This window comes from Carboxylicivirga agarovorans (genome assembly GCF_050589845.1).
GTDB classification, from domain to species: domain Bacteria; phylum Bacteroidota; class Bacteroidia; order Bacteroidales; family Marinilabiliaceae; genus Carboxylicivirga; species Carboxylicivirga agarovorans.
Map to the genome: position 1 here is coordinate 31,885 of NZ_JBNGPA010000018.1, position 26,466 is coordinate 58,350.

Genomic DNA, 26,466 nt, shown 5'->3' on the forward strand with positions numbered 1-26,466 from the left:
AAAAAGAGAGGCACATATTTTTAATTTTCAGGGCTTATTTTTTCAACTCGGCTAATTATTTCACCTTCTTTGGTATGTGTCTGTATTTCATCGCCTATCTTTATATCTTTCAGGCTTTTTATCAGCTCCTTACCTTTGAAAGTAATGGAATACCCCCTGTTTAGAATGGTCTTGGGATCGCTTAACTCAATTGTGCGTTGCGCAAGGGCCATTTTTTGCTTCTGATTTTTAATAAAAGCGCCCACTTCAAGTTTTAAGCGGGTAGCATAAAAGTCCTGTTTCTGCAGGCCTGAGCGAACCTGCTTTTTTGTCAGGTAATTGGCTGTTTCTTTAACGTGCGCAAAAAAGCTTTGTTGTTTGTGAAAGTAGTTTTTGACCGTGTAAGCCAGGCGATGGGCAGCATCGATCTGAAATTGTTTCTTTTGTGCTAATGCTCTTTTGACCGCTGGCTGAAACTTAAGAGCTGCCACTTCAAAACGATGTTTTTCGTCATTAATAAGCTGTTTGGTGGAGCTCATAAACTGCTCTTTTAAATCGAGCAGGTATGCATCAAAGTTTTGGATGCGGTCAATAATGAACTCAGCAACAGCTGTTGGTGTTTTTAAGCGCGAGTGTGCCACCATATCGGCCACTGACTCATCTCTTTCGTGACCTATACCAGTAAGCACCGGCAAAGGAAACTGAGCTATATTAAGGGCCAGTTCATAATTGTCAAAACACATCAGGTCGGCACTTGAGCCTCCGCCACGTATAAGCACAACGGCATCAAAAACCGATTCATGCTCATAGATGCGATCAAAGGCAGTGATAATAGAGCTTTCAGCTTCGTCACCCTGCATAATGGCCGGAAATAATTTGTGGTAGATCTTATAGTTGCCCGGGTTATTTTCAAGCTGATTAATAAAGTCTTCGTAACCTGCTGCGGTGGGAGAGGATATAACGGCAATGTTCTGAGGTACCTCAGCCAGATGAGTCTCTTTGTTCATCTCCATAACACCATCTTCCTGCAATTGCTTGATCACCTCAAGCTTTCGACGCGCAATATCACCCAGTGTAAACGTAGGGTCGATATCTTTGATGTTTAAACTATACCCATACACTTCCTGAAACTCAACACTTACCTTTACAAGTATTTTCAACCCGGCTGTTAATGACTGTTTGGTAGTGGTTTCAAAATATGGTTTTAGCATGCGGTAGGTAAAGGCCCATATTGTAGCCCGAGCTTTGGCTTTTACCTGGTCTGAAGCCTCATCTTTTTCGATTAGTTCAAGGTAGCAGTGCCCGCTTCTTACTGTTCTAATTTCGCTTATTTCGGCCACAACCCAATAGCTTGACGGAAAAGCATCTTTTATTTGCTCTTTAACGTTCTGGTTGAGTTCAAACAGGCTAAGGTGCTTTTGCGACATAGTTTTAATGGCTTTTTATCACTTTAACATGCTGTCTGAAGTGTTTGTTTTCGATGCTTACAATATAAATGCCATGTGGCAGGCGGCTTACTTCGCCAATAACGATTCGTTGACCGCTGTGCATCCTTTTGTATTTAGTCTTGCCGGTCAGGTCAATAATGGAAACGCTTATTTGCCCATCGGTATGACCCTCTAAAACAAGTTGGTTTTTAAAAGGATTAGGCGATACGGTCCATTTCGCATTGTCTGTGATATTCTTAGGAATATCAACGCTGTAAGCCGTGTCGAAATCAGGAATACCATAGCCCATTTCATTATCCGGATCATTAGCTTTATGAGCACTGTCAATTATTAACTGCCTTATTTCAGCTGCTGTTTTATCAGGAAGAGATTGCCATAAACAGGCTGCCAGCCCTGTAATAACAGGAGCAGAGAATGATGTGCCATTTCCTGTTCTAATATCACCGGCAGAGCTTTGTACTGCTACAGAAACCCCCATTGCAGTAACGTCGGGTTTTATGCGGTCATCGGGAGTGGGACCAAATGATGAGAATCCAGCTTTAACACTGTCTGCCGTCATGGCACCAATAGCCAGGCAATGCTTTGCATCGGCAGGTACTCCAATGTATCGCCAGTTACTATTGCCTTCATTGCCTGCACTTGTTATGACCAGCATTCCTTTTGACGAGGCAATATCAGATGCTCGTGAGGCACGCGTTGTAGCATTCAGATCATCATAAGTATAACTTATTGACGGAGAATCAAACCCATAGTATCCAAGTGATGTATTAATGACGTCAACCCCGGCACTATCTGCAAATTCAGCTGCACAAACCCAGTAATCCGGTTCTATTGGATGCTCGGTTCCCGCGTCTTCTGTTCGCAGTAACCAAAAAGAAGCAGCAGGCGCTGTGCCTGTATATGTAGCATCCAGTTGACCGCCAATAATGGAAAGCACATTCATGCCATGCGTATGCTCCGTATAAATATCAGAATAAGGATTAACAAAGTCTTTAGTGCCAACGATCTGCTTGTTGCTCCATAAGTGCTGGAAGAGCGGTAACTCATCAACCTTATAAAACCCTGCATCAATAACTGCGATCAGCATGCCTTCACCATTGTAGCCTTTCTCATGGAGCTTATGACCGTTGACAGTACTTACCTGGTTCCATGCTTCACCGTAGCTACTTACAGTCGTACGTTTAAGAAGGGGGGAAGTTGTTTCAAACTTTTGAATAGCGGAGTTGCTTGTGGCGGGTTTTGTTTTTTCGACGTGGCTGATAAATGATACCCGGTCTAGGGTATCCATCAGTTGCGTATTGTTTGAGAATACAATTGCTCCATTCAGCCATTTACTTGTGTGCCTTACTTCAATGCCGGCTCTTTTCAGACTATCAATATATGACGGGTTAACAGGCAGATCTTCTTCGTTGATCTGTATGTTTTGCTTTTGTCGTCGTTCAATGGCACGGTCAGACAAAAAGTCTTCAGGAACCTCAACGGAGTATGGAGAATCTTTTTTATCGGTGAAAGAGATCCAATAGCCACTTTGTGCTTTAAGCGTATTAAAGCAGAGTGCAAAAAATAATATGGCTATCAGTTGTTTCATTAATATCCTCTCATATACATATCCGGGTTATTACGCATTTTCTCCGGATCTTTTAATGAATCTTTATTACGTTCAAAATCCTTCTGCTCTTTAGCTCTTCTCTCATCCAGCACTTCAGGATTTAACAGTTCTCCGTTTTTGTATTTTAAAACATAATTCACTTTACCATCGGCATGATAAAAGGTCCAGTCACCATCTTCCTTATCATCCTTGTAGTTAGCATCAATTTCAAGCTGACCACCTTTGAAATAGTACAAATATTTGCCCTGAAGCTTATTATCCTGGTAACTGGCTTTTAACAATGGCGCTCCATTATCGAAGAACTTCAGCCATTCACCGTGCTTATTGCCATTTTCCCAGTGCAGCACTTCAGCAATAGCCCCGTTGTCATAAAAAACTTTGTATTCACCATGGGGTTTTCCATCAACAAATTCTTCAGTAGCCAGTATTTGTTCCTTGGCAGTGTAATACGTCCAGGTTTCAATTTTTTGTTGGCCTTTGTATTTACCTTTAGATGAAAGCTTCCCTTCTTCGTTAAATAGTTTAGCATTACCGTAAACGCCATTCTCATCATAAACTATCTCCAGGCTCATTGTGCCATTGGGGTAGTAACGCGTGTATTTGCCAACCGGTTTATTGTTTTTAAAAGTGGCTTTATATAGCGGCGTTCCATCTGTGTAACGCTTTTCCCATGGTCCTTGTTTTAACCCATTGGCATCAGTTTGGTTGTAATTGGCAGGAATAGGGGTAACGGTCTTTTTCTTAGACGGTATGCGATTACCAAATACATCGGTTTGTGCTGATACACTAATGCTTAGAAACGCCATTATGGCTGATAGAAAAAATAACTTCATTATAACTACTTCTTTACAGGTCTTTAAAACACAAATGGTGTGTGTTTGATTGTTACTTTTAATTTATCAAACAGGTTTCAAAAATATAAAAAAAGTCCCCTTAAAAAGGAGACTTTCTTTATAATATATATGTCAGTGGTAATTATTTCACTTCTTCGAAGTCAACATCTGTTACTTCATCATCTTTTCCACCCTGAGCGCCTGCGTCTGGTCCAGGCTGTGCACCTGCATCAGGTCCCGGCTGACCACCTGCCTGCTGGCTGGCGTTATACATCTCCTGCGATGCAGCCTGGAAAACAGTGTTTAACTCGTTAGTTGCAGCATCAATAGCCTCAATATCCTGAGCTTTATGCGCTTCTTTAAGCTTTTCTAAAGCAGCTTCGATAGGTTGTTTTTTGTCAGCTGGCAATTTGTCACCAAACTCTTTCAGTTGCTTTTCAGTTTGGAAGATCATACTGTCGGCACCATTCAACTTATCAATTTTCTCTTTAGCTTGCTTGTCAGCATCAGCATTTGCATCAGCCTCATCTTTCATACGCTTGATTTCGTCATCAGACAAACCTGAAGAAGCTTCGATACGAATACTCTGCTCTTTTCCGGTTGCTTTATCTTTAGCTGTTACATGTAAAATGCCGTTAGCGTCGATGTCGAAAGTTACTTCGATCTGAGGTGTGGCACGTGGTGCTGGTGGAATACCGTCTAAGTGGAAACGACCAATGGTTTTATTGTCGTTAGCCATTGAACGCTCACCCTGTAATACGTGAATCTCAACCGATGGCTGGTTGTCAACAGCAGTTGTAAATGTTTCTGACTTTTTAGTTGGAATCGTTGTATTAGCTTCGATCAACTTAGTCATAACACCACCCATTGTTTCAATACCCAATGAAAGAGGAGTAACATCTAACAATAATACGTCTTTAACCTCACCAGTTAATACACCACCCTGAATAGCAGCACCAACCGCTACAACTTCATCAGGGTTAACACCTTTTGAAGGAGCTTTGCCAAAGAAGTCTTCAACGATCTTTTGAATAGCAGGGATACGTGTTGAACCACCAACTAAGATCACTTCATCAATGTCAGAAGGTGTTAAACCAGCATCGTTCAAAGCTACTTTACAAGGCTCAAGTGTACGTTGTATTAATTTGTCAGATAATTGTTCGAACTGAGCACGCGACAGTGAACGTACCAAGTGCTTTGGAATACCGTCAACCGGCATGATATATGGCAGGTTGATCTCAGTGTTAGTTGAAGAAGATAACTCGATCTTCGCTTTTTCAGCAGCATCCTTCAAACGCTGAAGCGCCATTGGGTCTTTGCGAAGGTCAATGTTTTCGTCTTTCATGAACTCATCAGCCAACCAGTTGATAATGATATCATCGAAGTCATCACCACCTAGGTGAGTATCACCGTTAGTAGACTTTACTTCAAATACACCATCACCTAATTCTAATACAGAGATATCGAAAGTACCACCACCAAGGTCAAATACGGCTACCTTCATATCACGATCCATCTTATCCAAACCATATGCTAATGAAGCAGCAGTTGGCTCGTTGATAATACGGCTTACTTTCAAACCTGCAATCTCACCGGCTTCTTTAGTTGCTTGACGTTGAGCGTCGTTAAAGTAAGCAGGAACGGTAATTACAGCTTCTGTTACTTCCTGGCCCAGGTAATCTTCTGCAGTCTTCTTCATTTTTTGAAGCGTCATAGCTGAAATTTCCTGAGCTGAATATAAGCGATCGTCAATTTTTACACGAGGCGTGTTGTTATCACCTTTTACAACTTCATATGGTACACGAGTTACTTCATTTGGAATCTCATCGTACATCGATCCCATGAAGCGTTTGATCGAATAAATAGTTTTATGAGGATTGGTAATAGCCTGACGTTTTGCAGGATCACCTACTTTGCGTTCTCCACCATCAACAAATGCCACAATAGATGGCGTTGTTCTTTTTCCTTCACTGTTTGGAATCACAACCGGCTCGTTTCCTTCCATTACTGAAACACATGAGTTGGTTGTTCCTAAGTCGATACCAATAATTTTTCCCATTGTTATGTAATTATCTTGTTATTCTTTAATTATTTCATTTCAACGGAAAGCTTTTAATCAAATGGTGTGCCAATACTAAATCAGCAATGTTTTGTGCAATATTGACAGTGAAATGAAATAAAATGAGCTAATGCTGTCAGTAAAAATGACAGATTGACAAGACGGCAGTTCATTGCCGGTTAAATGTGTCAGTTAAGCCGGATTAGTTTTGCATCGCCAATATTGTCAGAATACTCAAGAATAACTTTTTCATTTTCATTCAAGCCATCAATGATTTGAAAATGATCTTCAGTTTCAAGACCAGTTATCACCTCTTTGCGAATAAATGATAAACCTTTTTTTTGTACGACATAGTTAATCGTGTCATTGCCTAAAACTGCTTTTTTATCGATGAAAAGGGTATTATCAATGCGATTGGTTATTATGTAGTTGGTCGTTGTCATGCCAGGAAGAAGTTCCTCCTTAAAGTTCTGCAGCTTGACTTTGACTTTAAAACCGTTTTGAAACTCCCCCGGTATCTCCTGTCCAATATTTGCAATACTAATGATCTGTCCGATAAAGGTTTTATTGGGGAATGCATCTATTACAATATTGACCTGCTGATCAAGTTTGATCTTGGCTATGTCAATTTCTTTCACATACATCTCTGAAATGAGGGTGTTTAGATCAGGCAATGTTGCGATAAGCGGCATCCACCTTCCTACGCGCGACCCGACTTTTACTTTTTGTCCGTTGTAACCATTACCATAAATCACCATACCATCGGCTGGTGATTTTACAGTTAATTCACTACGGAGTTGCTCCATCAGGTTTTTTTTGTTTTCATACCGTTTTACTTTTCTCTCGTTTCTGGCAATGATTGTTTTGTGTTTTTGAGTTTTGGTTATCAGATCACGCTGGGATTTGGACAGTGATCGTTGGGCTTTTTCAAGCTCAATGGATGTTTGTCGTTGTACCGCCTTAGACTCAAAAGATGATTGCTCTACTTTTAATTCAGCATCCAATACTCTGTCACGCTCTTTTTGAATGGTTTCACGTTGTGCTTCTAATGCCAGGGTTGAATCAATTTTGGCATCTTCAACCAAAGTATATAATTCATTAAGCTTTTCATTGACAGAAGTAAGATTTTCTTCTACTTCGGTAGGTTCAAGTTGAGCTACTTCGTCGCCTTTTTTTACGATTTTACCTTCTTCAACCAGACTCATGATTTTCATGGCCCAGATATCCACTTCATCATTAAAGCTTACCTCCGGTACTGTGATATCAACTGCTTTTTCAGCTTTCAGCTCACCTGTGACTTCAACGAATGTTTCAAAAAGACCTTTTTCGACTGTTACGGTCTTGTGTGAATCCGACATCACTTTCCAGGGTTGCCAAACGATGACAATTAAAAGTATGACTGGGGCTACAATAAAGCTTAGTTTTCTTTTGCTCATATTACTATTCAAGAAGGTAGTCTAACGATTTGATTAATGATTCATCGCGCTCAAAATCATACAGTGTGATTTGTCGTATAATATAATAGCCACGCCAATAACTTGATAACGCGTTTATATAATTGCGTTTTGCATTATCAAGATTATTACGGGCAGCATTTAATTTTAAGACATCAACTTTGTCGATCATAAAACGTTGTTTGGTGACATTGAATCCTAATTGTGCCACCGTATCTGCTTTTGCAGATATTGCCACTTGCTCTTCCTGTAAATTGAACTCCAGGATATTCATAATGACATCTTGTTCAAAGTCAATAAGAGCTTGCTTTACTTCTGCTTCTGTAACTTGTTTGTTTGATTTAGCCATTTTGATCTGTCCGCGTCTTGTTCCCCAATCGATAATTGGGGCATTCAGACTTACGCCCAATCCGCGATCGTCGCCAAAAGGTGAGGAATAAGAATCACTAATGTCATTGGCTTGTTTATTAATTCCCAGATTGGCTCTTAGATCAGCGCTAAGGCCACTGGTTGCTTTTGTTCTGGCAATGCTTTCATTGGCAGCTATCATCCGTCCCTCAAGAGCCAGTATTTGAGGATTGTTTTCTTTAGCCAGTGTCAAAGCCTCTTCAGCCTTAACCTTTAAGGAAGGTATTTCATCGGGGATAAGTGGTATTATAACCAGGTCTTTGTCAAAGCCTAAAAATGAATTCAGAGTATTACGGGCCTGTTGCAGGTTCACTTGTGCGCGTGTTCTTGACATCTTGGCATTAAGGTAAGTTAATTCAAGATCAAGTAATTCATCCTGGGTAACGGTTCCGATCTGAAAACGACCTTTACCTACATTGAACAAGGTATCGGCATTGGCCAGGTTGGTTTCAGCTATTTTAAGATCTATTTCTGCACCAACAGAATTGAAGAAAACGCGCACAGCCTGTTCTGATAAAGCTTCCATATCTGAAAGGAATGACTTTTTGGCTTGTTCAAACTCAAGGGGTTTAAGCTTTGATTGCCATTTAAACTCATTATATCCTGTTAAGGGTTGACTCAATTTGATGCTTATTGGTACTGTTCTGTAGCTGATATTGCCCGATTCAATATTCTCCATGCGAGAGAAGTCAGAGTTAAGGCTTAATCGACCGCCTGTAAATGTAACATTCTGGTTAAGTGACAAGCCAATGTCTGATGAAATGCGTTCGTCAGGAACAAAATCATATTCACCGGTAACAGAGTTGTATTGCACTGAAATTGAGCGGTTATAATTAAAAGGTGTGGTGTTAATTCTTAAGCCGGGTAATTGTGAAGCTTTAAAACTGCGATATTCCCAGTAGCTGGCCAGGTACATATTTTTAGACCGGAAGCTGGAAAGTGATTGAAGTTTAGCTAAGTTAATGGCTTCTTCAAGTGTTAATCGCATTTGTTGTCTGGTAGTATCAGGTACCGATTGGGCATTAGCGGTAAAGCTGACTAATAAAAGTAAAAGTATATATTTTATTAAGCGCATGGTTTAATGTCTTAAGGATTCAACAGGATCTTGGTTGGCTGCACTTTTGGCAGGAATGTATCCGAATATTATTCCGACGGTTGCCGAAACGCCAAAAGCTACAATTATTGAGAAGAATGATACAATTGTTTTAATGTCTGCCGTTATCTGAATAAGGTGCGCAAGTAAAACGCCAAGTACAATGCCGATGAGGCCTCCTGAAATACTAATTAAAGTAGACTCGGCTAAAAATTGTACAATAATATCTTTACGGGAGGCACCAATTGCTTGTCGGGTTCCGATTTCCCGTATACGTTCCCATACAGATGCCAGCATTATATTCATAATGCCAATACCACCAACAATTAGTGAAATTCCGGCAATGGCACCTAAGACAATATTGAATATCTCATTGGTTTTTTGTTGTTGCTTGAGTAATAGCTCCGGGACTGTTACCTCAAAATCATACATGTTTGAATGTCGTCTGAGTATAAGTCTTTTAATGATATCGGCAGTGGCCGATAGCTGTTCCGTTTCATCAACCTGAACAATTATTTTATCAAGTTGGTGCATGGTTTTTCCACTTGACTGAGGTATTTCCTCTTCATCATTACCTCCCATAAAAAACACGAAGCCACCACCAGCCATGTTATCCATTACTTCAGGTTTTATGGCTCCTTTATCCTGGAACCGTAACAACATGGTTTTAATCGGGATGATAATTTTATTGTCGCTGCTACTAATGCCCATTTCATCAGAAGCAGAGGTTGTAAAGTCTCTTTTTTCGATGGTGCCTATAACTTGTAGCCAAACTTGTCCACATTTAATATACTGTCCTATCGGATCAATTTGGTTGAAAAACTTCTCTTTTATATTATTGCCAATAATACATACAGGAACACCTTTAGCTGTTTGTTGCTCGCTGAATATTCGTCCTTTATCAATCCTGATATTCAACATCTCAAAATAGTCTTTAGATGTTCCTTCCAGAGTGACCGGATAGCTTTTACCCTGCTTTATCGCATGATAATTTATTGAAACAACCGGGCTGACCTTCTTTACCGATGGAATGGTTTGAGCAATGGCTGATGCATCCATAGAGTGCAGGCCTCGTGAGAATTTTCGTTTGGTTTTTTCACCATTAGCGGTATTGGTTTCAACTTCAGTTGATTGTTCAACCGGTGTAATAATGATGTTATTGACACCAACTAATTTTATTTGCTCCAGCACTTCTTGCTGTGCGCCTTTTCCGATTGCCAGCATACTAATTACTGCTGCTACTCCAAACATAATACCCAGCGCTGTAAGCAGCGATTTAAGTTTATTGGAAAGAATAGCCTCAATGGCGATAATTACATTATGCGAATAACGTAAATATATTTGATGGGGTGATTTTTTCATTGGTTTGGCATTGTTAATTATTTTTTAAACTGTCACTCGCCATAAGCATTTGCTTATAAATGTCAATGCCTTCAAATGCTAATTTTTCACTCTCAGCAGGTTCATTCATTAATAATATAGCTCCTTCTGTGCCTCCTTTAACTATTTGAATGTGATTTTCATTGCTTATTCCCGGTTGAATTATTTGCTTACGATATTTGCCTGCATCATCTTTAACATATACATAACTCAGTGAGTCGTTAGTGAATACAGCTTCAATAGGAATGTATAGTGCTTCTTTCAAATTCGCAGTGTTTATGACATTACTGGTTGTCATTGCCGGACGCAGATCCTTATCAGTTCCATCAACTTTGATGGTAACTTCAAACACTTTTGCATCACCGTTAGGAATGACCTGTCCGATATTGGCTACAGCTATCACTTCGCCATCAAACGATTTTTCAGGAAATGCATCAATACCAACTTTTACTTTTTGACCTGTTTTAATTTTTGAGATATCTATTTCATTGATAAACGTTTTAGATATCATTGAACTCAAATCGGGTAGTTCAGCAATCTTAGGTCGCCAGCGACTAATGGTAGAACCAGCTTTAATTTTTTTTCCAAAGCGATCGAAGCTATAGATTACCAAACCCGGTTTGGGAGCCTTAACATCCAGGACCTTAAATAACTTGTTGATGTCATTAACCTTATTTTGCCTGTTTTTGACTTTTTCATAAGCGCGGTATACCTTGTATTCATCCTGCTTTTGTTTTAGCGTATAGTTTCGTTTCTTCTGTTCCAGGTCCCTCAATGTACGCTCAACATCCAGTTTTGACTGTCTTTTTACTGCGGGAGATTCATAAACCGACTGTTCCAGAATTAGTTTCTTCTCTTCCAGATCAACAGCTGCATTCAGTAGCTCATCACGTAAAGTGCTTAAATTTAAATTGGTGTCTATTTTGGCATCTTCATAGGCATTTAAAGCTGTTTCCAATTCATCATCGGCTTTGGTTTTCAATTCTTCAACTGCTGCATGATCGAGTGTTGCCACATAACTGCCGGAATCAACAACGGTGCCTTCCTCGATAATATGCGTTACTTTAATTTCATAAAGATCAATGTTTCTGCTTGATATTTCCTTGGGTAAGACAATGAGTTCGGAGTTTTCTGTCTGAAGCTGACCTGTAGCATAAACTTCAGCTATAAATTCGCCCTTTTTAATTTTTGTAGTCAGGTAAATATCTGAATCATCGGAATTTGGGAGTAGAAAGAAAAGCGCAATAATTGCCAGTATAGCAATACTTAGGATTAAGTAGATTCTATTGTTCATAATTCTCAAAAGGTTTTCAACTACGATTATAGTTAAAAACTTATAGATATGAGCGAAAAAAAGCCCGCTAATTAGCGGGCTTATTGTTAAATGTTGTTAAATATTATTGTTAAATCAACGCTTTAATATCGCTTATGATAGTCTGTGCTAAATTATCAGCAGCTAACATTGATTGACCTTCTGCATAAATACGAATAATAGGCTCGGTATTGGACTTGCGCAATTGTACCCATTTATCAGGGAAGTCAATTTTTAAACCGTCTATGGTATTAATATTTTCGTTTTTGTATTTTTCTTCAATGCTTTTTAAAATACCATCTACATCAATTTCAGGGGTTAGTTCAATTTTATTTTTTGAGATGTGGTATTCCGGATATTGAGCTCTGAGATCAGAACATTTAATACCTTTTTTTGCCAAATGAGTCAGGAATAAGCCGATACCAACTAGGGCATCGCGGCCATAATGGCTTTCAGGATAAATTACACCGCCATTTCCTTCACCGCCAATCACTGCATTGTTCTCTTTCATTTTAGCGACAACATTTACTTCACCAACAGCAGCAGGTTCATATTCTCCGCCTTGCGCACGGGTTACATCAGCGAGGGCACGAGAAGATGACAGGTTGGAAACAGTGTTGCCTTTTTTATGTGATAAAAGGTAATCAGCAACAGCAACAAGGGTATACTCTTCGCCAAACATAGAACCGTCTTCATTAATGATAGCCAAACGGTCAACATCAGGGTCAACAACAAAGCCAACATCAGCTTTCTTATCTTTTATAACTTTCGAAATCTCGGTTAGATTTTCAGGCAGTGGTTCCGGGTTGTGTGGGAATTGGCCATTAGGCTCACAATATAATTCAATTATTTTTTGAACACCAAGAGCTTTCAACAGAGCTGGTATAGCCACACCACCCACACTATTAACGCAATCAATTGCCACTGTGAAATCGGCTTTCCTGATTGCATCTGCATCAACCATCTTAAGGTCTAAGACATGTTGAATGTGGAAATCATTATAAGTGTTATTAACTGAAACTTTCCCTAAGTCATCAACTTCTGCAAAGATAAAGCTTTCCTCTTCTGCAATTTTTAATACCTCTGCACCATCTTCTGCAGTTAGGAATTCACCTTTTTCGTTGAGAAGCTTTAAAGCATTCCATTGTTTCGGATTGTGGCTTGCGGTTAGAATAATCCCACCTTGTGCGTGTTCGTTAGTTACGGCTATTTCAGTTGTAGGAGTAGTTGCCAGTCCAATGTTGATAACATCTATACCTAGTCCCTGAAGACTACCGATTACAAGGTTGTTAACCATTTCGCCGGAGATGCGGGCATCCCTACCAACAACTACTTTGATACGGCCGTTATGTCTCTGTTTCGCCCACTGGCCATATGCAGAAGCAAATTTAACTACGTCGAGGGGAGAAAGTCCTTCTCCTGAGCGACCTCCAATGGTGCCCCTGATTCCAGAAATGGATTTTATTAAGGTCATAAGTCAATCGTTTTTATTGTGAGTATGCAAATTTGGTTGATATTTTTTAAAAAGCCAATATTTTCTTACGAAACATTTTTTAGTTGAATTAAACGCAAAAAACAATCTTACATATACTTTCGAATGCTTGAGTAGTGTAAGTCCTGTTTCTTTCATTTTATATTTTACTTTTATTTTTAAACTATTAGTCTCTTTTTCAACTCTTTTTTATCAACTTTGCAAAATTATTTAAATGTTCATGCAATGTTTTGTGCATGAATGAGGTAACTGATTATAGAATGAGTAGAGATTTCAATAAAAGGGGCGGAAAGAAGCAATTTGGGAAACCATCTTATGAAAAAGAAGGTGGTAAATCTTTTAAAAGAGCGGGAAGAGAAGAAAATATTCCTGAATTTTCACGTCGCAAACCTGTTGCAAAAAAGGTGGATCAAAAAGAGCCTGTGGTAAAGGATACCATGCGATTAAATAAATATATTGCCAATTCGGGTGTGTGCAGTCGACGAGATGCAGATAAGCTGATCGAGAAAGGTGAAATTACTGTTAATGGTAAGGTGGTTAAAGAACTAGGAACTACTGTTAGTTATAAGGATGATGTTCGTTACAAAGGGAATAGACTGAATCCTGAAGAAAAGGTATATGTTCTCTTGAATAAGCCCAAAGGCTATGTTACAACGGTGGAAGATAAGCATGCTAAACAAACTGTTATGGATTTAGTGGTGGATGCTTGTGATCAACGTATTTATCCGGTTGGAAGGTTGGATAAACAAACAACGGGATTGTTACTTTTAACCAATGATGGAGAGTTAACTAAAATGCTGACTCATCCAAAATATAATGCCAAAAAGATTTACCATGTTTTTACAGATAAACCTGTTTTTGCAAGTCATATTGATCAGCTGGCACAGGGTATAACTCTTGAAGACGGACCAATTCATGCTGATGCGATCAGCTTTGTTGAGAAAGAGGATAAAACACAGGTTGGTGTTGAAATTCATTCAGGTCGTAACCGTATTGTAAGGCGTATGTTTGAATATCTTGGTTATAAGGTAATGAAACTAGATCGTGTGTATTTTGCCGGGCTAACGAAAAAGAATGTTCCGCGAGGTAAATGGCGATATTTAACCGATAAAGAAGTGACCAGACTAAAAGCCGGAATGCTTAAATAATTCTTTCCCCTGTTAATCTCGAATAACAGGGGATATTTTTTATTTCCATATCTGTTTTTTAAATTTCGATATTATAACAATACATAATCAGCCGATTAATGAAAAAGATATTGAGTGCTTTGTTTCTTTTAATCATAACAAGTGTTTATTCCTGGGCGCAAATACAATCGTATAAAGGACAGGTGCTTGATATAGAAACAAACCAGCCAGTAGCTTTTGTAAATATCGTTTATGGCGAAGGAGCCGGTACCGTAACTGATATTGATGGTCGATTCGAAATACAGACAAATCTATCAGTAAAGGAATTAAAAGTAAGCTGCCTTGGATACGAGCTTAAGGTTATTGGAATTAGAGACTTGTCGCCTGACGGTATCATTTATCTTGATCCTTTAAAATATACCCTGCCAACAATTGATGTATTGCCATCTGAAAATCCGGCGCTAAAAGTCATGAGGCAGGTTGTTGAGAAACGCCATACGCACAACCCTGACAACTATGAGCCATTTAGTTGTATCATGTATCATAAAATGATTCTGGATTACGAATGGCCCCGGATGTTGAATGAAGAAGAGATCAATGAACTGAAAGATTCGCTGGGGCTGGAGAAAGATAGCTATTTGTTCTTATTTGAATCTGTTTCAGAGAAAAGGCATCTGAAAAAAGGAATTGGAAAAGAGAAAGTTATATCAGGACGTGTGAGTGGTCTAAAGGATCCATTATTAGCTTCATTTCCTGCTATGTTGCAACCTTTTTCTTTTTATAATCAATACATTAAACTTTTAGGGTATTTGTATCTCAATCCTGCCTCGAAGCCCGGGCTATCATCTTATCAGTTCATATTAGAGGAAACATATACAAATGCTGAAGGAGATTCGGTTTTTTATATCTCCTACAGGCCAAAGTCAGACAAGAGTTTTAGAGGATTGAATGGTGCATTTCATATCGATGGGAAATCAATGGCAATTAAAACAGTCTCTGCCACAACAATAGGCACGGAGAATGGCATGCGATTGTTTATAAGGCAGAACTATCAACCCGCAAATAATGGTTTGTGGTTTCCAAAACAGCTGGAGAGTAGTTTGGAGTTTGGAAGTCTCGGGGCAGCAAGGCAATTGCCTTTCCCAATGATAGGAACAGGTAAGAGCTATATAACGGCTATTAATACAAATCCGGATTTCGATGCGAAAGAATTCGACAATATTGCAATGGAAGATGTGTCCTCATCTCCTTCATCTCCTTCTGTAGAAGGTTTCAGGTATGAACCATTAACTGCCCGTGATTCATTGACGTATCATATCCTGGATAGCATTGGTCGCAAAAATCATCTTGACGCATTGATAAAAACGCAGATCTCATTATTAAAGGGTTACCTGCCAATGGGTAAGCTCCAATTGGATTTGTCCAAAATAATAGACTATAATGATTTTGAAGGATTGAAACTGGGAGCTGGAATTTATACAAGTCCGGAATTGTCTGATAAGTTTTCAACCGGTGGTTATTATACATATGGTTTCGGGGATAAAAGAAGCAAGTATGGGTTGAAGTTTGAACTTACTCCATATAAAAATAAAGATTATCGTTTTTACATTAAGTATCATGATGATGTTTATGCAACAGGTACTTACGAGTTTATTGATGGAGTTAAAACATTGTCCAGTGAACGCTTTAGTCGATTTTTAACTGAAACAATGGATTTAAGTGAAGGTTGGACAACGGGTGTTGATTTGAGGTTTCTTAAGTATTTTAAAGCAGGTATATTTTATGCCGAGAATGACATTGTGCCACAAAAGACCTATAAATTTCAGGATGATGATATTGCCGCTTCTTTTGACATTAAAGAGGTTGGTATTAAATTGAAATGGGCCAATAAGGAGAACTTTGTGAATTCTCCTTTAGGCATGATATCTAACGGCACTAATTGGCCTGTCATATGGTTAAATGCTACAATGGGAGATGGCCAGTCTGCAGATGAAAAGTATTCGTATAAGCACTTTGAGTCAAGGCTACATAAGCAATTTAATTATGCTAATTCAATGTATACTACGTTTCGCATTGAGGGAGGCTATATGAGTGGTGATTATCCAAATACATTGCTTTATAGTGCAATGGGAAGCTATAAATCGTTTACTGTTTTGGTTCCCTATACATTTGGTACTATGCGGCTGAATGAGTTTGGGACCAATAAGTTTGCAGCTTTGTATTTTTCGCACGGTATACCCCTGGCCTTAAATAATGATAATCGCATTAAACCCGAGATTGTTTTTAGTACAAATGTGGCCTTTGGTGATGCGCCGGAGGGCGTTTCAACATTTAATAAGGGCTACTATGAATCAGGGCTTTATTTAAAGAATTTATTCTCTAACTTTATCTTCCAGTATGGATTGTCAGTGCATTATCGCTATGGTGAATATCAGTTGCCAGATGCGGCAGATAACTGGGCTTTTAAGCTTGGGCTTGAGTTTGCTTTCTAAAGAAGTGTACTGATAAAGCTGAGAAGTAACCATAGAATTGGTAAACCTTCAATATTCAGGTTGATATAGTCTTGTGATGAATTATTTCTGACTTTATTTAAGGCAACCAGGCCTATTACAAGGAATGCGGTACTTGTAATGAGTAAGGGGTATGAAAAGAAAGCCGATAAATGGATCAGGACTGCGCATGTCAGACATGCCTGAGATAGAATGATAGAATTGCTGATACCTATTATTTGGGGTATTGTTTTCATTTTTTTGTTGTCGATATTTGTATCACGGATGTCAAACGGAATAGTGATTGCAAAAATAAACAGCCATATACAACTGTAAATTGATATTGCCTGGCTTTTATCAAGAGGGTTTAATGGTAGTGTGCATAGTAGTGTACAGACAGATGTTACTATCAGTATTTTAATGCCGGGTATCCAGCGTAACCCCATGTTTCTGCTTGTGGGCAAGATATATAAAGCCGATAAAAAGCTAAAGATGACGAACTCTGGTCGTATTAATTTAAATATTTGAATCACTAATATATAACAGGTTATTATTGTCGAGAATACTGCAATAAGCATAGGGAGCTTAAATTGCTCCATCCACTTTCTTCTGTCCTGATTTAATTTATATGGTGATATGAAAAAAACTAACCAGTACATGTAATTATACCCGATAAATGCAATCAATAGAATGAAAAAGTGAAGTAAGGAGGGAGAGGGAGTATCATGTATAGTTGTAACTAAACTAATGGATGCTAATGATAAGGCAACCAAAAAGTTAGAATAGACTATGGTCTCTTTGATTTTTTGATAGTTAAGAAATTTACTCTTAGCCAACTTTACTTATATTGTGGAGTGTTGAAGGCGCTTTAATGGCGATGTGGTTACCATCAATACTTATTATACCACTATCTTTGAAATCTTTAAGTACACGAATTAAACTTTCCTTGGAGACGCTTGACAGATCGGCAATATCCTGACGGCTTAATGTAGTGTGAAAATGCTTGGCATCATATACCTCAGACAAATATAAAATAGTGTTGGCAACCCGTCCGGTCATTTTTTTATGCGAAAAGTTGATTAGTTGACTATATAAATCGTTGGTTATTTGGTGGTTGAGTTTGAGTATGTTTTCTGCAAATAAGTTGTTATTACGGAATGCCTTTGTAAACGCTTCAACACTGATCAGGCATGTATCCATCTCAGTCAGTGCACTAACCGAAAAGTGATTGCGATTGTCGGTAAATAAACCTGGGCTAACAATGAAATCGCCCTCTTTCAGTATTTTTATGATTATGTTTTTGTTTTCAAGACCTTTGATGTAAAGTTTGGCATATCCCTTTTTAATGCATATGATATTTGTACACCGGGTACCTTCTTTAACGATCGTTTCACCTTTCTGATAGATGACTTTGCAATGCGATTCCTTAAAAGAGTTTAGTTCATCTACACTAAGAGTGTCAAAGCCTTGGAACTTAACATGGCATAGGTTGCAGTCTGTTATATCAATAATCTTATTTGTCATCCTAGTACTTTAATGATGAAATAATGTGAATTTGAAAATAGATATATTTTATTAAATCAGCAAATGGGTAACCCTTGTGTGTTATGTATTTTTAGTTGCCATACTATTAATGGGATTGTGTATGAGAATGATATGGTTCTTTTGTTTAGTTGGATTGAATATAAATAACGATAGGCTTCTTTAATTGAATGTGCTCTCGTAAGTATTAGGTAATCAGGTTAATAGATGTCATTTATTGATTTATGTCAATGATTAAATGTATAAGTTACATCGTGAAAAATCAAGTATTAATGTTTAAAATTGTTTAAGAAATTTGTAAATAAAATACGTAATACTTCATTAAGTCCAATGTTATGAAAAAGTTTAAACAAGTAATTTTTCTGGTAATTATGGCCATGGCGGTGGCTTTTACTAGTTGTACAAAAGAAGGACCACAAGGCCCTCCGGGAGAAAACGGAACTGATGGGATAGATGGTACAAACGGAGTGGATGGAATTGCGGGTTGTGTGGAATGTCATAATAATGATGCAGATATTAAGCTAAAGACATCGCAATTCATGTTTTCTAAGCATTATCTAGGTGGTGTTGAGAAAACTGGTTATGGTGACAGATATGGTGGTTCATGTAGCATGTGTCACACACACCAGGGCTTTATCCATGCTGTTGAGAATGGAAATAATGATGGTGGCGCTCATGCAGAAGCAAATGCAATGACGTGTTATACTTGTCACCAGATTCATGTAAGCTATACGCGCGACGATTATGCAATGAATCATGAAGGTGCTATTAGTTTGATTATGAATGATGCCGCTTATTTTGATGGTGTGACTGTTGATGTTGGTGAGCCTTCAAACACATGTGCTAAATGTCACCAGGCACGTAACCGAGGAACGGATACTCCTGATTTAAACTCTACCGAAAGTAAATTAATAACTTCAGGTCATTATGGCCCACATTATGGAACGCAAGGGATTATTCATGGTGGTAAAGGTGGGTATTTTGCACCAGATGCCGAGGATGGAGCTCATAATTGCGTGAGTTGTCATATTAACCGAGGTGCAACAACAGAAAATGGCGGCGAATATTACGGAGGACATGCCTTCAATCTTAACCGTAAAGTATATGATGAGGAAACAGGTGAGATGACAGAATACTATGCATATACAGATGCTTGTACTGAGTGTCATACATCACTTGATGGTAATTTTGATGTTAACGGTATTCAGGCTGGTGTAAGAGCTAAGTTAGAAGCTTTGAAGGCAGAGTTGATGCTGCAAAATATTATGGATGATCACGACCATATTATTACAGGTGGAACATATACACAAGAACAATTGGCAGCATTCTGGAACTATAAGTTAGTTAAAGATGACGGTAGTTATGGAATCCACAATAAGACATATGCCAATAATCTATTGGATGGCGCATTAAGTGCTCTTCAAAATTGATAAGTTATTTTAAGCTGCTTTTAATTTCTTAAAGGCAGCTTTTAAGGTTGTCAGAATCAGTTTAGTACTCAATTTAAACTTATCAACTCCATGAAAGAGAAGAACAGAATTTGGTTGCTTTTGTGCTTGTTACTTATGGTAGCTTATGCATGCGACTATAAATTTATAAAACCAGATGAAGGTGATCCTATCGATCCGGAAGAGCCAATAAGCTTTTCGGCTGAAGTTGAGCCTATTTGGACAACGCAAAGCTGCACTAACTGCCACAATGGTAGTGGTTTGTTTAGCTTGAAGCAGGGTGAAGCTTATCAATCTTTAGTTAATAATAATTTGTTGGACTTGGAGAATTCAGATAATAGCTTGATTGTTAAGGTGCCTGGCTCAAGTGGATTGCACGCTGATTATACATATGTTAGTAACCAGAAATTAATTATCACTACCTGGATTGATCAGGGAGCAGAGGATAACTAAAAACGATTACAATGAAAAAATTATTATACCTGATTGTTTTGGTGTTGTTTTCTGGTAACTTAGCATTGGCACAGGAAGAAGCACCCGTTGAAAAGAAAGTAGATAAACCAGTACGTTCTCCATGGGAGTCCGGTACCCTGGTTAATCATCAAACAAGTGTAACGCAATATAAGAACACCCTGGAGATGGTGATTAGTCACCGCTTTGGTACTATTGATAATGGTATCAGTGATGTGTTTGGTATTATGGCACCAGGTGCCAATATTCGTATTGGGTTTAATTATTCTATTCTGGATAATCTGGTTGTTGGTTTTGGTACAAACAGCCAAAAGAAATACCAGGATTTCCAGGCAAAGTACACGCTTTTTCAGCAAACACGTGAAAACACCATTCCATTAAGCTTAACTTTTTATGGAAATGCAGCAATAGATGGAAGGGAAGATGAAGTATTTGGTGTAGATTATGAATTTACTGACCGAATGTCTTATTTCTCCGAGGTGATTATCGGCCGAAAGGTGAATGATTGGCTATCGCTTCAGGCAAGCGCTAATTTTACGCATTATAATGCAGTAGATAGTTTATTGGATAATGATAAAGTCGGCCTTGGTTTCGGGGGGCGTATAAAGTTTAGTCCACAATCATCATTAACACTTGAATTGGGTGTTCCGTTAAAGATTGAAAGCGTATCGCAACATACCTCATTTACGAATCATCCAAAACCTCATTTTTCAATTGGTTACGAAGTGTCAACAAGTACACATGCATTTCAAATATTCCTGACAAATGGTCTTGGAATCTTGCCTCAGGAATTATATATGCATAACTTGAGTGAGTTTGATAGTGAAAGCATTCGTTTTGGCTTTAATATCACACGATTGTGGAATTTCTAGTTAATAATCGATAAAAGTTGAAATAATGAGAAAGATGAAAATGTCCTTAGCATTAAGCTGCATGTTAGTAATGTTAAGCTTTGTATTAATGTCATTTGTTCAGGAAAAGAAGCCTTGGGATATTCCTGCTAAATACCAAAGTATGAGGAATCCGCAGGCTGCTGACGATGCTGAGATGATCAAAGTAGGCAAGATGAATTATTCACGCCACTGTAAATCATGTCATGGAAACATTGGGCAAGGCAACGGACCTAAAGCAAGAAGTATTGATGCAGATCTGGGTGACTTTACAACAGCTGAATTTCAGGCACAAAAAGACGGTGTTATTTATTACCAGTCCTTTATTGGACGTGATGAAATGCCAAATTTTGAGAAGAAAATTCCTGATGAAGAAGATCGTTGGGCAATTGTAACGTACATCCGTACTCTAAAAAAATAGAGGAATCGCCATTATTAATAAAACTGCCCGTACAAAAGGTTTCGACTTTTTGCAGGCAGTTTTTTTGTTTTATCTATTAGTGAATTTTATAATGATTCAAAAAATACGAATATTACCAATTTGTTTCATCATTTATTTGACCGGCTTTGGCTGGAGTATGTTAGCTCAGGATGTTGCTGATAATACCCAATGCTTAAAGTGTCATGGTCAGGTTTTTTATGAATACCACAATGAATGGACAGATCAAATAGACAGGAAACCACTCAATCCGTTTCATCATATCGATAGTGTTAAATTACATTCGTCTGTACATAAGATGTTTGCCTGTGTTGATTGTCATTCGATGGAGTATGAGACATTTCCCCATAGCGGTGAATTAAGACTTGAAGAAAAGTATCAATGTATGGATTGTCATGGAGGTGACGATACATTTGCTAAGTTTAACTTTGAGGGTATTGAGGCTGCATTTATGGAAAGTGTTCATTACAAGAAATCAGATGAACGTTTTAATTGCTGGATGTGCCATGATGCTCATGGATACGAGTTGGCATTAAGGGAAGATAAACCAATTGTCGAAGTTGTGAAGACAAGTAATGGGATGTGTCTTAGTTGTCATGATAATAAATTCAAATACGGCTTGTTATCTGACCAGGAGCCTCAAAGCATGGCCGACATACACTCTTGGTTGCCAAACCAGACAAGGCACTTCAACAAAGTTAGGTGTGTGGATTGCCATACAAAAGTACAGTCTGATATCCTTGTAGCCCATACGATTTTACCAAAAGAGGAAGCTCTAAGAAATTGTGTACAATGTCATAGTTCCAATTCGGTTTTGATGGAGTCTTTATATGCACATCGTGCTAAAGAGAGTCGTGCGGAATCTGGTTTTTTTAATGCTGTTGTCCTGAATGAGGGATATATAATAGGGGCGAATCGTAATAAGACTCTGAATTACGTGACGATAACTCTGTTTGGATTGTTGATTTTAGGTTTATTAATTCATGCAAGTTTACGTATCATCTTATCTAAAAAGAAATAACATGAGTGATAAAATATATTTATATCCTGTTTGGGTAAGAATCTGGCATAGTCTTAATGGTCTGCTTTTTCTGGTGCTGCTGGTTTCAGGCTTAAGTATGCAATATTCCAACCCCGAGTATCCTCTATTGCCATTTGAACTGGCTGTTTCAAGCCATAATATTTCAGGTATAGGAATCGTTTTTTTATACATATTCTTCCTGGTTGCATTTGTATTTACATCCAACAAACGACATTATCGAATTAATAGTAATGGATTGTTTGTTCGCTTGGTTACTCAAATTAAATATTACACCATTGGAATATTTAAGGGTGAACCTACTCCATATCCAATAACTGAAGAAGGTAAATTTAATCCATTACAACAGCTGACCTATGTTTTGATGTTGTTTGTATTGTATCCTATGCTGATGCTGACTGGTTTGGCCTTAATGTTTCCTGAAGTTATAGTTGACAATATATTTGGAGTTGGAGGGACATTGTTGACTGCATTATTACATGCCGGAACGGGCTTTTTTGCCAGCCTTTTTTTAGTGATACACCTTTATTTTGCGACCATTGGCGCAACTTTTTCTTCTAATTTTAAATCGATTATTAACGGTTATCACGAAGTACATTAGAATATGGATGAAAAATCGAATCGAAGAGGGTATCTGTTTGGTATCCTCGTAGCTGTAGGCATAGTTGTTATTGGATATATCTTGAATCCTATTATTGGTATTTTAGGAATTGTCAATCTGCTTTGGCCACAAAATCTTTATTTTGTACTCCTGTTGGCAGGAATTGGTATGGTCCTGGGGCTGATGTCTGAATCGGTCACTAAAAAGGTGACAAATCATAAAATGCTCTTACCTTCAGTAGTTGCATTGGGAATATTAGCTGTGTTCGTTTTGCTTAAGCCAAATGGTTTTGATAGTATAATAATGAATAAAATGTTGGCAACGCCAGCATTGCTCTTATCAATTGTTGTTTTTGTAGCAGGGGGAGCATTTGTTTCGGCAAAACTCCGATTCTTTAAAAACAATTGGTCACAGATTCTATCTATGATCGCTTTCCTTCTTTTTAGTTATTCAACTGTTGTGTCACAGCATGATTACTATCGGCTTTCAATGCGAATTGGAACTGACAGAACGTTGTTTGAAGCCGAAGATAGTAATGGAAAATATTACCGATTACCATTTGCGGTAAAGCTTTTGCCTGAGGTGGAAGGAGGGAGTGAAACTTTGGTTCGCTTCTTTAAGACTGTTGATGATTTTATTGATGTAAACATGAATTCTACAGGTAATTATAGGCTAAAAGGCTGGGATATCAGGAAGGATAATGCTAGCGAGGTTAATTCCGGGCATATTGATCTGAAGTTAATCTTTGATCGATGGATTGAGCTAAAGTATATCAGTTTAGGTTTGTTAATTATCAGTTTGATAATCAGACTTAAATATTAGTGTTGAGTTTTATATAAAAAGAAAAGGGTAATCTAAACAGATTACCCTTTTTATTTTATCAAAAGAGGTCTTAGATTACGCTCGCAATCTTATCGCTCTTGTATTTGCCATCTTTAAGTTTTTCCTGAACTTCACGGAATGCTTTAATAGTATAATCCACATCTTCCATAGTGTGAACAGCTGTAGGGATGATACGAAGCATAATCTGATCCTTAGGAATTACCGGGTAAACAACGATCGAACAGAAAATGTTGTAATTCTCACGAAGATCCATTGTTAACTGTGTTGCTTCAGCTACATTTCCTTCTAGGAATACTGGAGTAACAGGAGATTCAGTTTTACCTAAATTAAAACCAGCATCTTTAAGTCCTGTTTGTAATCTTTCAACTACTTTCCAAAGGTTAGCTTTGTGCTCGGGTTCGTCACGCAACATTTCCAAGCGTTTAAGGGCGCCCATTACCATTGGCATTGGTAATGATTTCGCAAAAATTTGCGAACGCATATTATAACGAAGGTAGTTAACAACCTCTTCAGTACCCGCAACAAAACCACCAATTCCGGCCATAGACTTGGCAAATGTATTAAATACAACATCAATTTGATCTACAACACCATAGTGCTCGGCTACACCAGCACCGGTTTTACCCATTGTACCAAATCCGTGTGCATCATCAACCAGGATACGGAAGTCGTATTTTTCCTTTAATTTAACAATGTCTTTCAAATTACCTAAGTCACCTGCCATGCCAAATACACCTTCAGTGATCACAAGAATACCACCTCCTGTTTCGTTGGCACGTTTTGTAGCGAACTTCAGCATCTTTTCGCACTTGTCCATTTCGTTGTGTGCAAAAACGAAGCTCTTACCACCTTTAGCTTTATGCAGGAAGATACCGTCCATGATACATGCATGTGATTCAGAATCATATACAATTACATCATTACGGCTCACCAATGTATCAATGATTGATACCATTCCCTGGTAACCGAAGTTAAGCAGGTAAGCATCTTCTTTTCCTACGAATTCAGCTAGTTTCGATTCTAACTCTTCGTGTTTACTTGTTTGTCCTGACATCATACGGGCACCCATAGGATATGCCATACCGTATTCAACAGCAGCATCTGCATCTGCCTTGCGAACATCAGGGTGGTTAGCTAAACCAAGGTAGTTGTTTAAACTCCATGTAAGTACTTCTTTTCCACGGAATTTCATTTTTGGACTTATTTCCCCTTCTAGTTTTGGGAACATGAAATAACCGTGTGCTTCTTTTCCATATTGGCCCAAAGGACCCATATGTTCTTTTATTTTATCGAAAATATCCACTATACTGAGCTTTTAAAATTTTCGCAGCAAATGTAATGTTTTATCTTATCTTTTTGAAAGAAACCTTGTTAAAAAAGATAGGATGTTTGATTGAGTTGCTATTGTTGAGTCATTTGTTGTTTTGTGTTGTTTGAATAATAGACTGTTAGGGGGTTTTGTTCTTGAAGTCCGATTCTTTTGTTGAAGGGTAAAAACTTTGGTTGAGAAAATGTCATTGATGATTAGTGCAAACTGTTGTGCTTGTTGAATATATCAAACAGAGGGTTGTGAGGTTTAATACTAAAGATTATCTTTGCACGTTGTAAAAACAGTTTTAAGTTAACTGTGTTTATTTATAATATAAGAATCTCATAATATTCAAATATATGAAGTTGAAATACTTAGTGTTTGTAGTTGCGTTGTTAGGACTTGTGGGAACGAGTTGTAGTAAATACCAGAAGTTATTGAAAAGTCAGGATTATGAACTTTGGTATACTGAGGCAATGAACTATTATGAGAAAGAAGATTATACCAGGGCTGCAACCTTAATGGGACAGCTTGTGAATATTTACAGGGGTACAGATAAGGCTGAAGAAGTCAATTATACTTATGCCAATTGTTTGTATGGTTTAAATGATTATTTGACAGCGGGCCATTACTATCGTGAGTATGTGAAAAATTTTCCAGCCGGTGATTATGCTGAAGAATGTCAGTACATGAGTGCGTATTGTTATTACAAGCGTTCACCAAAGCCCCGTCTTGATCAAACCACAACTGAAGATGCCATTCAGGAGTTTCAGTTGTTTATTAATATGTACCCTAACAGTGCGCGGGTTGAAGAGTCAACACGTTTAATGGATGAGTTGAGGGATAAGCTGGTGTTTAAGTCATACCTTAACGCTAAGTTATATTACAATTTGGGTGATTACATGGGTAATAACTATCAGTCGGCTGTGATTGCCGCACAAAATAGTTTGAAGGATTTTCCGGATACGAAATACAGAGAAGAGCTATCGTTCTTGATTCTGGAATCAAAATACATTCAGGCTGTAAACAGTGTGGAGGAAAAGAAAGAAGAACGTGTTCGTGATACTTTAGACGAATACTATTCATTTGTAAATGAATTTCCCGAAGGTAAGTATAGAAAGAAAGCAGATCGTATCTTTGCAGATACAGATAAGATGCTAAAAGGATATAATACAGAAGTAGCAGTAAATTAAAAATTATC

Annotated in this window: 22 protein-coding genes; 10 read left to right on the plus strand and 12 right to left on the minus strand. The window is 38.1% G+C overall.

Annotated features, from left to right (window positions below; translation table 11 throughout):
- Positions 1-20: 20 nt before the first annotated feature.
- From xseA to glmM, 9 genes are all read right to left on the minus strand, one after another.
- Positions 21-1,406, minus strand: a complete 1,386-nt coding sequence (xseA, locus tag ACRD69_RS16500; protein WP_430816220.1) for an exodeoxyribonuclease VII large subunit — start codon at positions 1,404-1,406, stop codon at positions 21-23.
- 4 nt (positions 1,407-1,410) lie between these two features.
- On the minus strand, positions 1,411-3,015 hold the full coding sequence (locus tag ACRD69_RS16505) for a S8 family serine peptidase (protein WP_430816221.1): 1,605 nt from the start codon (positions 3,013-3,015) through the stop codon (positions 1,411-1,413).
- Positions 3,015-3,869, minus strand: a complete 855-nt coding sequence (locus ACRD69_RS16510; RefSeq protein ID WP_430816222.1) for a toxin-antitoxin system YwqK family antitoxin — start codon at positions 3,867-3,869, stop codon at positions 3,015-3,017. Before ACRD69_RS16510 ends, ACRD69_RS16505 begins: the two co-directional genes overlap by 1 nt.
- Before the next feature lie 142 nt (positions 3,870-4,011).
- Positions 4,012-5,928, minus strand: a complete 1,917-nt coding sequence (dnaK, locus tag ACRD69_RS16515) for a molecular chaperone DnaK (RefSeq protein ID WP_430816223.1) — start codon at positions 5,926-5,928, stop codon at positions 4,012-4,014.
- Positions 5,929-6,116: 188 nt separating this feature from the next.
- Positions 6,117-7,364 carry an efflux RND transporter periplasmic adaptor subunit gene (locus tag ACRD69_RS16520; protein WP_430816224.1) on the minus strand — a complete coding sequence of 416 codons (1,248 nt, stop codon included), beginning with the start codon at positions 7,362-7,364 and terminating at the stop codon, positions 6,117-6,119.
- A gap of 4 nt (positions 7,365-7,368) precedes the next feature.
- Positions 7,369-8,865, minus strand: a complete 1,497-nt coding sequence (locus ACRD69_RS16525; RefSeq protein ID WP_430816225.1) for a TolC family protein — start codon at positions 8,863-8,865, stop codon at positions 7,369-7,371.
- Between the two features lie 3 nt (positions 8,866-8,868).
- The gene (locus tag ACRD69_RS16530) at positions 8,869-10,245 is read right to left on the minus strand and encodes an ABC transporter permease (protein ID WP_430816226.1); all 1,377 of its coding nucleotides are present in this window, start codon (positions 10,243-10,245) and stop codon (positions 8,869-8,871) included.
- A 13-nt stretch (positions 10,246-10,258) separates the two neighbouring features.
- The gene (locus ACRD69_RS16535; RefSeq protein WP_430816227.1) at positions 10,259-11,557 is read right to left on the minus strand and encodes an efflux RND transporter periplasmic adaptor subunit; all 1,299 of its coding nucleotides are present in this window, start codon (positions 11,555-11,557) and stop codon (positions 10,259-10,261) included.
- Positions 11,558-11,666: 109 nt separating this feature from the next.
- A complete protein-coding gene (glmM, locus tag ACRD69_RS16540) occupies positions 11,667-13,049 on the minus strand; it encodes a phosphoglucosamine mutase (RefSeq protein ID WP_430816228.1) in 1,383 nt (460 codons plus the stop codon).
- A gap of 278 nt (positions 13,050-13,327) precedes the next feature.
- Between glmM and ACRD69_RS16545 the strand changes: the two genes are divergently transcribed.
- Complete coding sequence (locus ACRD69_RS16545) at positions 13,328-14,215, plus strand: pseudouridine synthase (protein ID WP_430816229.1); 888 nt, start codon at positions 13,328-13,330, stop codon at positions 14,213-14,215.
- Between the two features lie 98 nt (positions 14,216-14,313).
- Positions 14,314-16,686, plus strand: coding sequence for a DUF5686 family protein (locus tag ACRD69_RS16550; protein WP_430816230.1), 2,373 nt, complete (start codon positions 14,314-14,316; stop codon positions 16,684-16,686).
- On the opposite strand, the gene ACRD69_RS16555 is transcribed toward ACRD69_RS16550, so the two are convergent.
- Both ACRD69_RS16555 and ACRD69_RS16560 read right to left on the minus strand, forming a co-directional pair.
- On the minus strand, positions 16,683-16,940 hold the full coding sequence (locus ACRD69_RS16555) for a hypothetical protein (protein ID WP_430816231.1): 258 nt from the start codon (positions 16,938-16,940) through the stop codon (positions 16,683-16,685). The two genes, ACRD69_RS16550 and ACRD69_RS16555, sit on opposite strands and share 4 nt — an antisense overlap.
- 571 nt (positions 16,941-17,511) lie before the next feature.
- Entirely contained in the window at positions 17,512-18,207 is a 696-nt protein-coding gene (locus ACRD69_RS16560) for a Crp/Fnr family transcriptional regulator (RefSeq protein ID WP_430816232.1), read from the minus strand.
- A 353-nt stretch (positions 18,208-18,560) separates the two neighbouring features.
- Between ACRD69_RS16560 and ACRD69_RS16565 the strand changes: the two genes are divergently transcribed.
- The 7 genes from ACRD69_RS16565 (at position 18,561) to ACRD69_RS16595 (ending at position 23,935) form a co-directional block, all read left to right on the plus strand.
- Complete coding sequence (locus ACRD69_RS16565) at positions 18,561-19,655, plus strand: collagen-like triple helix repeat-containing protein (protein WP_430816233.1); 1,095 nt, start codon at positions 18,561-18,563, stop codon at positions 19,653-19,655.
- Between the two features lie 90 nt (positions 19,656-19,745).
- Positions 19,746-20,126 carry a hypothetical protein gene (locus ACRD69_RS16570; RefSeq protein ID WP_430816234.1) on the plus strand — a complete coding sequence of 127 codons (381 nt, stop codon included), beginning with the start codon at positions 19,746-19,748 and terminating at the stop codon, positions 20,124-20,126.
- A gap of 11 nt (positions 20,127-20,137) precedes the next feature.
- The gene (locus ACRD69_RS16575) at positions 20,138-21,016 is read left to right on the plus strand and encodes a DUF5777 family beta-barrel protein (protein WP_430816235.1); all 879 of its coding nucleotides are present in this window, start codon (positions 20,138-20,140) and stop codon (positions 21,014-21,016) included.
- Between the two features lie 25 nt (positions 21,017-21,041).
- The gene (locus tag ACRD69_RS16580) at positions 21,042-21,455 is read left to right on the plus strand and encodes a c-type cytochrome (protein WP_430816236.1); all 414 of its coding nucleotides are present in this window, start codon (positions 21,042-21,044) and stop codon (positions 21,453-21,455) included.
- A 91-nt stretch (positions 21,456-21,546) separates the two neighbouring features.
- Entirely contained in the window at positions 21,547-22,494 is a 948-nt protein-coding gene (locus ACRD69_RS16585; RefSeq protein WP_430816237.1) for a hypothetical protein, read from the plus strand.
- Between the two features lies 1 nt (position 22,495).
- Positions 22,496-23,113 carry a cytochrome b/b6 domain-containing protein gene (locus ACRD69_RS16590; RefSeq protein ID WP_430816238.1) on the plus strand — a complete coding sequence of 206 codons (618 nt, stop codon included), beginning with the start codon at positions 22,496-22,498 and terminating at the stop codon, positions 23,111-23,113.
- 3 nt (positions 23,114-23,116) lie between these two features.
- The gene (locus tag ACRD69_RS16595) at positions 23,117-23,935 is read left to right on the plus strand and encodes a hypothetical protein (protein ID WP_430816239.1); all 819 of its coding nucleotides are present in this window, start codon (positions 23,117-23,119) and stop codon (positions 23,933-23,935) included.
- Between the two features lie 70 nt (positions 23,936-24,005).
- On the opposite strand, the gene ACRD69_RS16600 is transcribed toward ACRD69_RS16595, so the two are convergent.
- Complete coding sequence (locus ACRD69_RS16600) at positions 24,006-25,259, minus strand: aminotransferase class I/II-fold pyridoxal phosphate-dependent enzyme (RefSeq protein WP_430816240.1); 1,254 nt, start codon at positions 25,257-25,259, stop codon at positions 24,006-24,008.
- Positions 25,260-25,624: 365 nt separating this feature from the next.
- Between ACRD69_RS16600 and ACRD69_RS16605 the strand changes: the two genes are divergently transcribed.
- Positions 25,625-26,458: an outer membrane protein assembly factor BamD gene (locus tag ACRD69_RS16605; RefSeq protein WP_430816241.1), complete on the plus strand. Its 834-nt coding sequence runs from the start codon at positions 25,625-25,627 to the stop codon at positions 26,456-26,458.
- Positions 26,459-26,466: the final 8 nt, after the last annotated feature.

Bases quoted from the DNA above. Each gene is read 5' to 3' on its own strand.
- xseA (WP_430816220.1), bottom strand. From the start codon at position 1,406: ATGTCGCAAAAGCACCTTAGCCTGTTTGAACTCAACCAGAACGTTAAA.
- ACRD69_RS16505 (WP_430816221.1), bottom strand. From the start codon at position 3,015: ATGAAACAACTGATAGCCATATTATTTTTTGCACTCTGCTTTAATACG.
- ACRD69_RS16510 (WP_430816222.1), bottom strand. From the start codon at position 3,869: ATGAAGTTATTTTTTCTATCAGCCATAATGGCGTTTCTAAGCATTAGT.
- dnaK (WP_430816223.1), bottom strand. From the start codon at position 5,928: ATGGGAAAAATTATTGGTATCGACTTAGGAACAACCAACTCATGTGTT.
- ACRD69_RS16520 (WP_430816224.1), bottom strand. From the start codon at position 7,364: ATGAGCAAAAGAAAACTAAGCTTTATTGTAGCCCCAGTCATACTTTTA.
- ACRD69_RS16525 (WP_430816225.1), bottom strand. From the start codon at position 8,865: ATGCGCTTAATAAAATATATACTTTTACTTTTATTAGTCAGCTTTACC.
- ACRD69_RS16530 (WP_430816226.1), bottom strand. From the start codon at position 10,245: ATGAAAAAATCACCCCATCAAATATATTTACGTTATTCGCATAATGTA.
- ACRD69_RS16535 (WP_430816227.1), bottom strand. From the start codon at position 11,557: ATGAACAATAGAATCTACTTAATCCTAAGTATTGCTATACTGGCAATT.
- glmM (WP_430816228.1), bottom strand. From the start codon at position 13,049: ATGACCTTAATAAAATCCATTTCTGGAATCAGGGGCACCATTGGAGGT.
- ACRD69_RS16545 (WP_430816229.1), top strand. From the start codon at position 13,328: ATGAGTAGAGATTTCAATAAAAGGGGCGGAAAGAAGCAATTTGGGAAA.
- ACRD69_RS16550 (WP_430816230.1), top strand. From the start codon at position 14,314: ATGAAAAAGATATTGAGTGCTTTGTTTCTTTTAATCATAACAAGTGTT.
- ACRD69_RS16555 (WP_430816231.1), bottom strand. From the start codon at position 16,940: ATGAAAACAATACCCCAAATAATAGGTATCAGCAATTCTATCATTCTA.
- ACRD69_RS16560 (WP_430816232.1), bottom strand. From the start codon at position 18,207: ATGACAAATAAGATTATTGATATAACAGACTGCAACCTATGCCATGTT.
- ACRD69_RS16565 (WP_430816233.1), top strand. From the start codon at position 18,561: ATGAAAAAGTTTAAACAAGTAATTTTTCTGGTAATTATGGCCATGGCG.
- ACRD69_RS16570 (WP_430816234.1), top strand. From the start codon at position 19,746: ATGAAAGAGAAGAACAGAATTTGGTTGCTTTTGTGCTTGTTACTTATG.
- ACRD69_RS16575 (WP_430816235.1), top strand. From the start codon at position 20,138: ATGAAAAAATTATTATACCTGATTGTTTTGGTGTTGTTTTCTGGTAAC.
- ACRD69_RS16580 (WP_430816236.1), top strand. From the start codon at position 21,042: ATGAGAAAGATGAAAATGTCCTTAGCATTAAGCTGCATGTTAGTAATG.
- ACRD69_RS16585 (WP_430816237.1), top strand. From the start codon at position 21,547: ATGATTCAAAAAATACGAATATTACCAATTTGTTTCATCATTTATTTG.
- ACRD69_RS16590 (WP_430816238.1), top strand. From the start codon at position 22,496: ATGAGTGATAAAATATATTTATATCCTGTTTGGGTAAGAATCTGGCAT.
- ACRD69_RS16595 (WP_430816239.1), top strand. From the start codon at position 23,117: ATGGATGAAAAATCGAATCGAAGAGGGTATCTGTTTGGTATCCTCGTA.
- ACRD69_RS16605 (WP_430816241.1), top strand. From the start codon at position 25,625: ATGAAGTTGAAATACTTAGTGTTTGTAGTTGCGTTGTTAGGACTTGTG.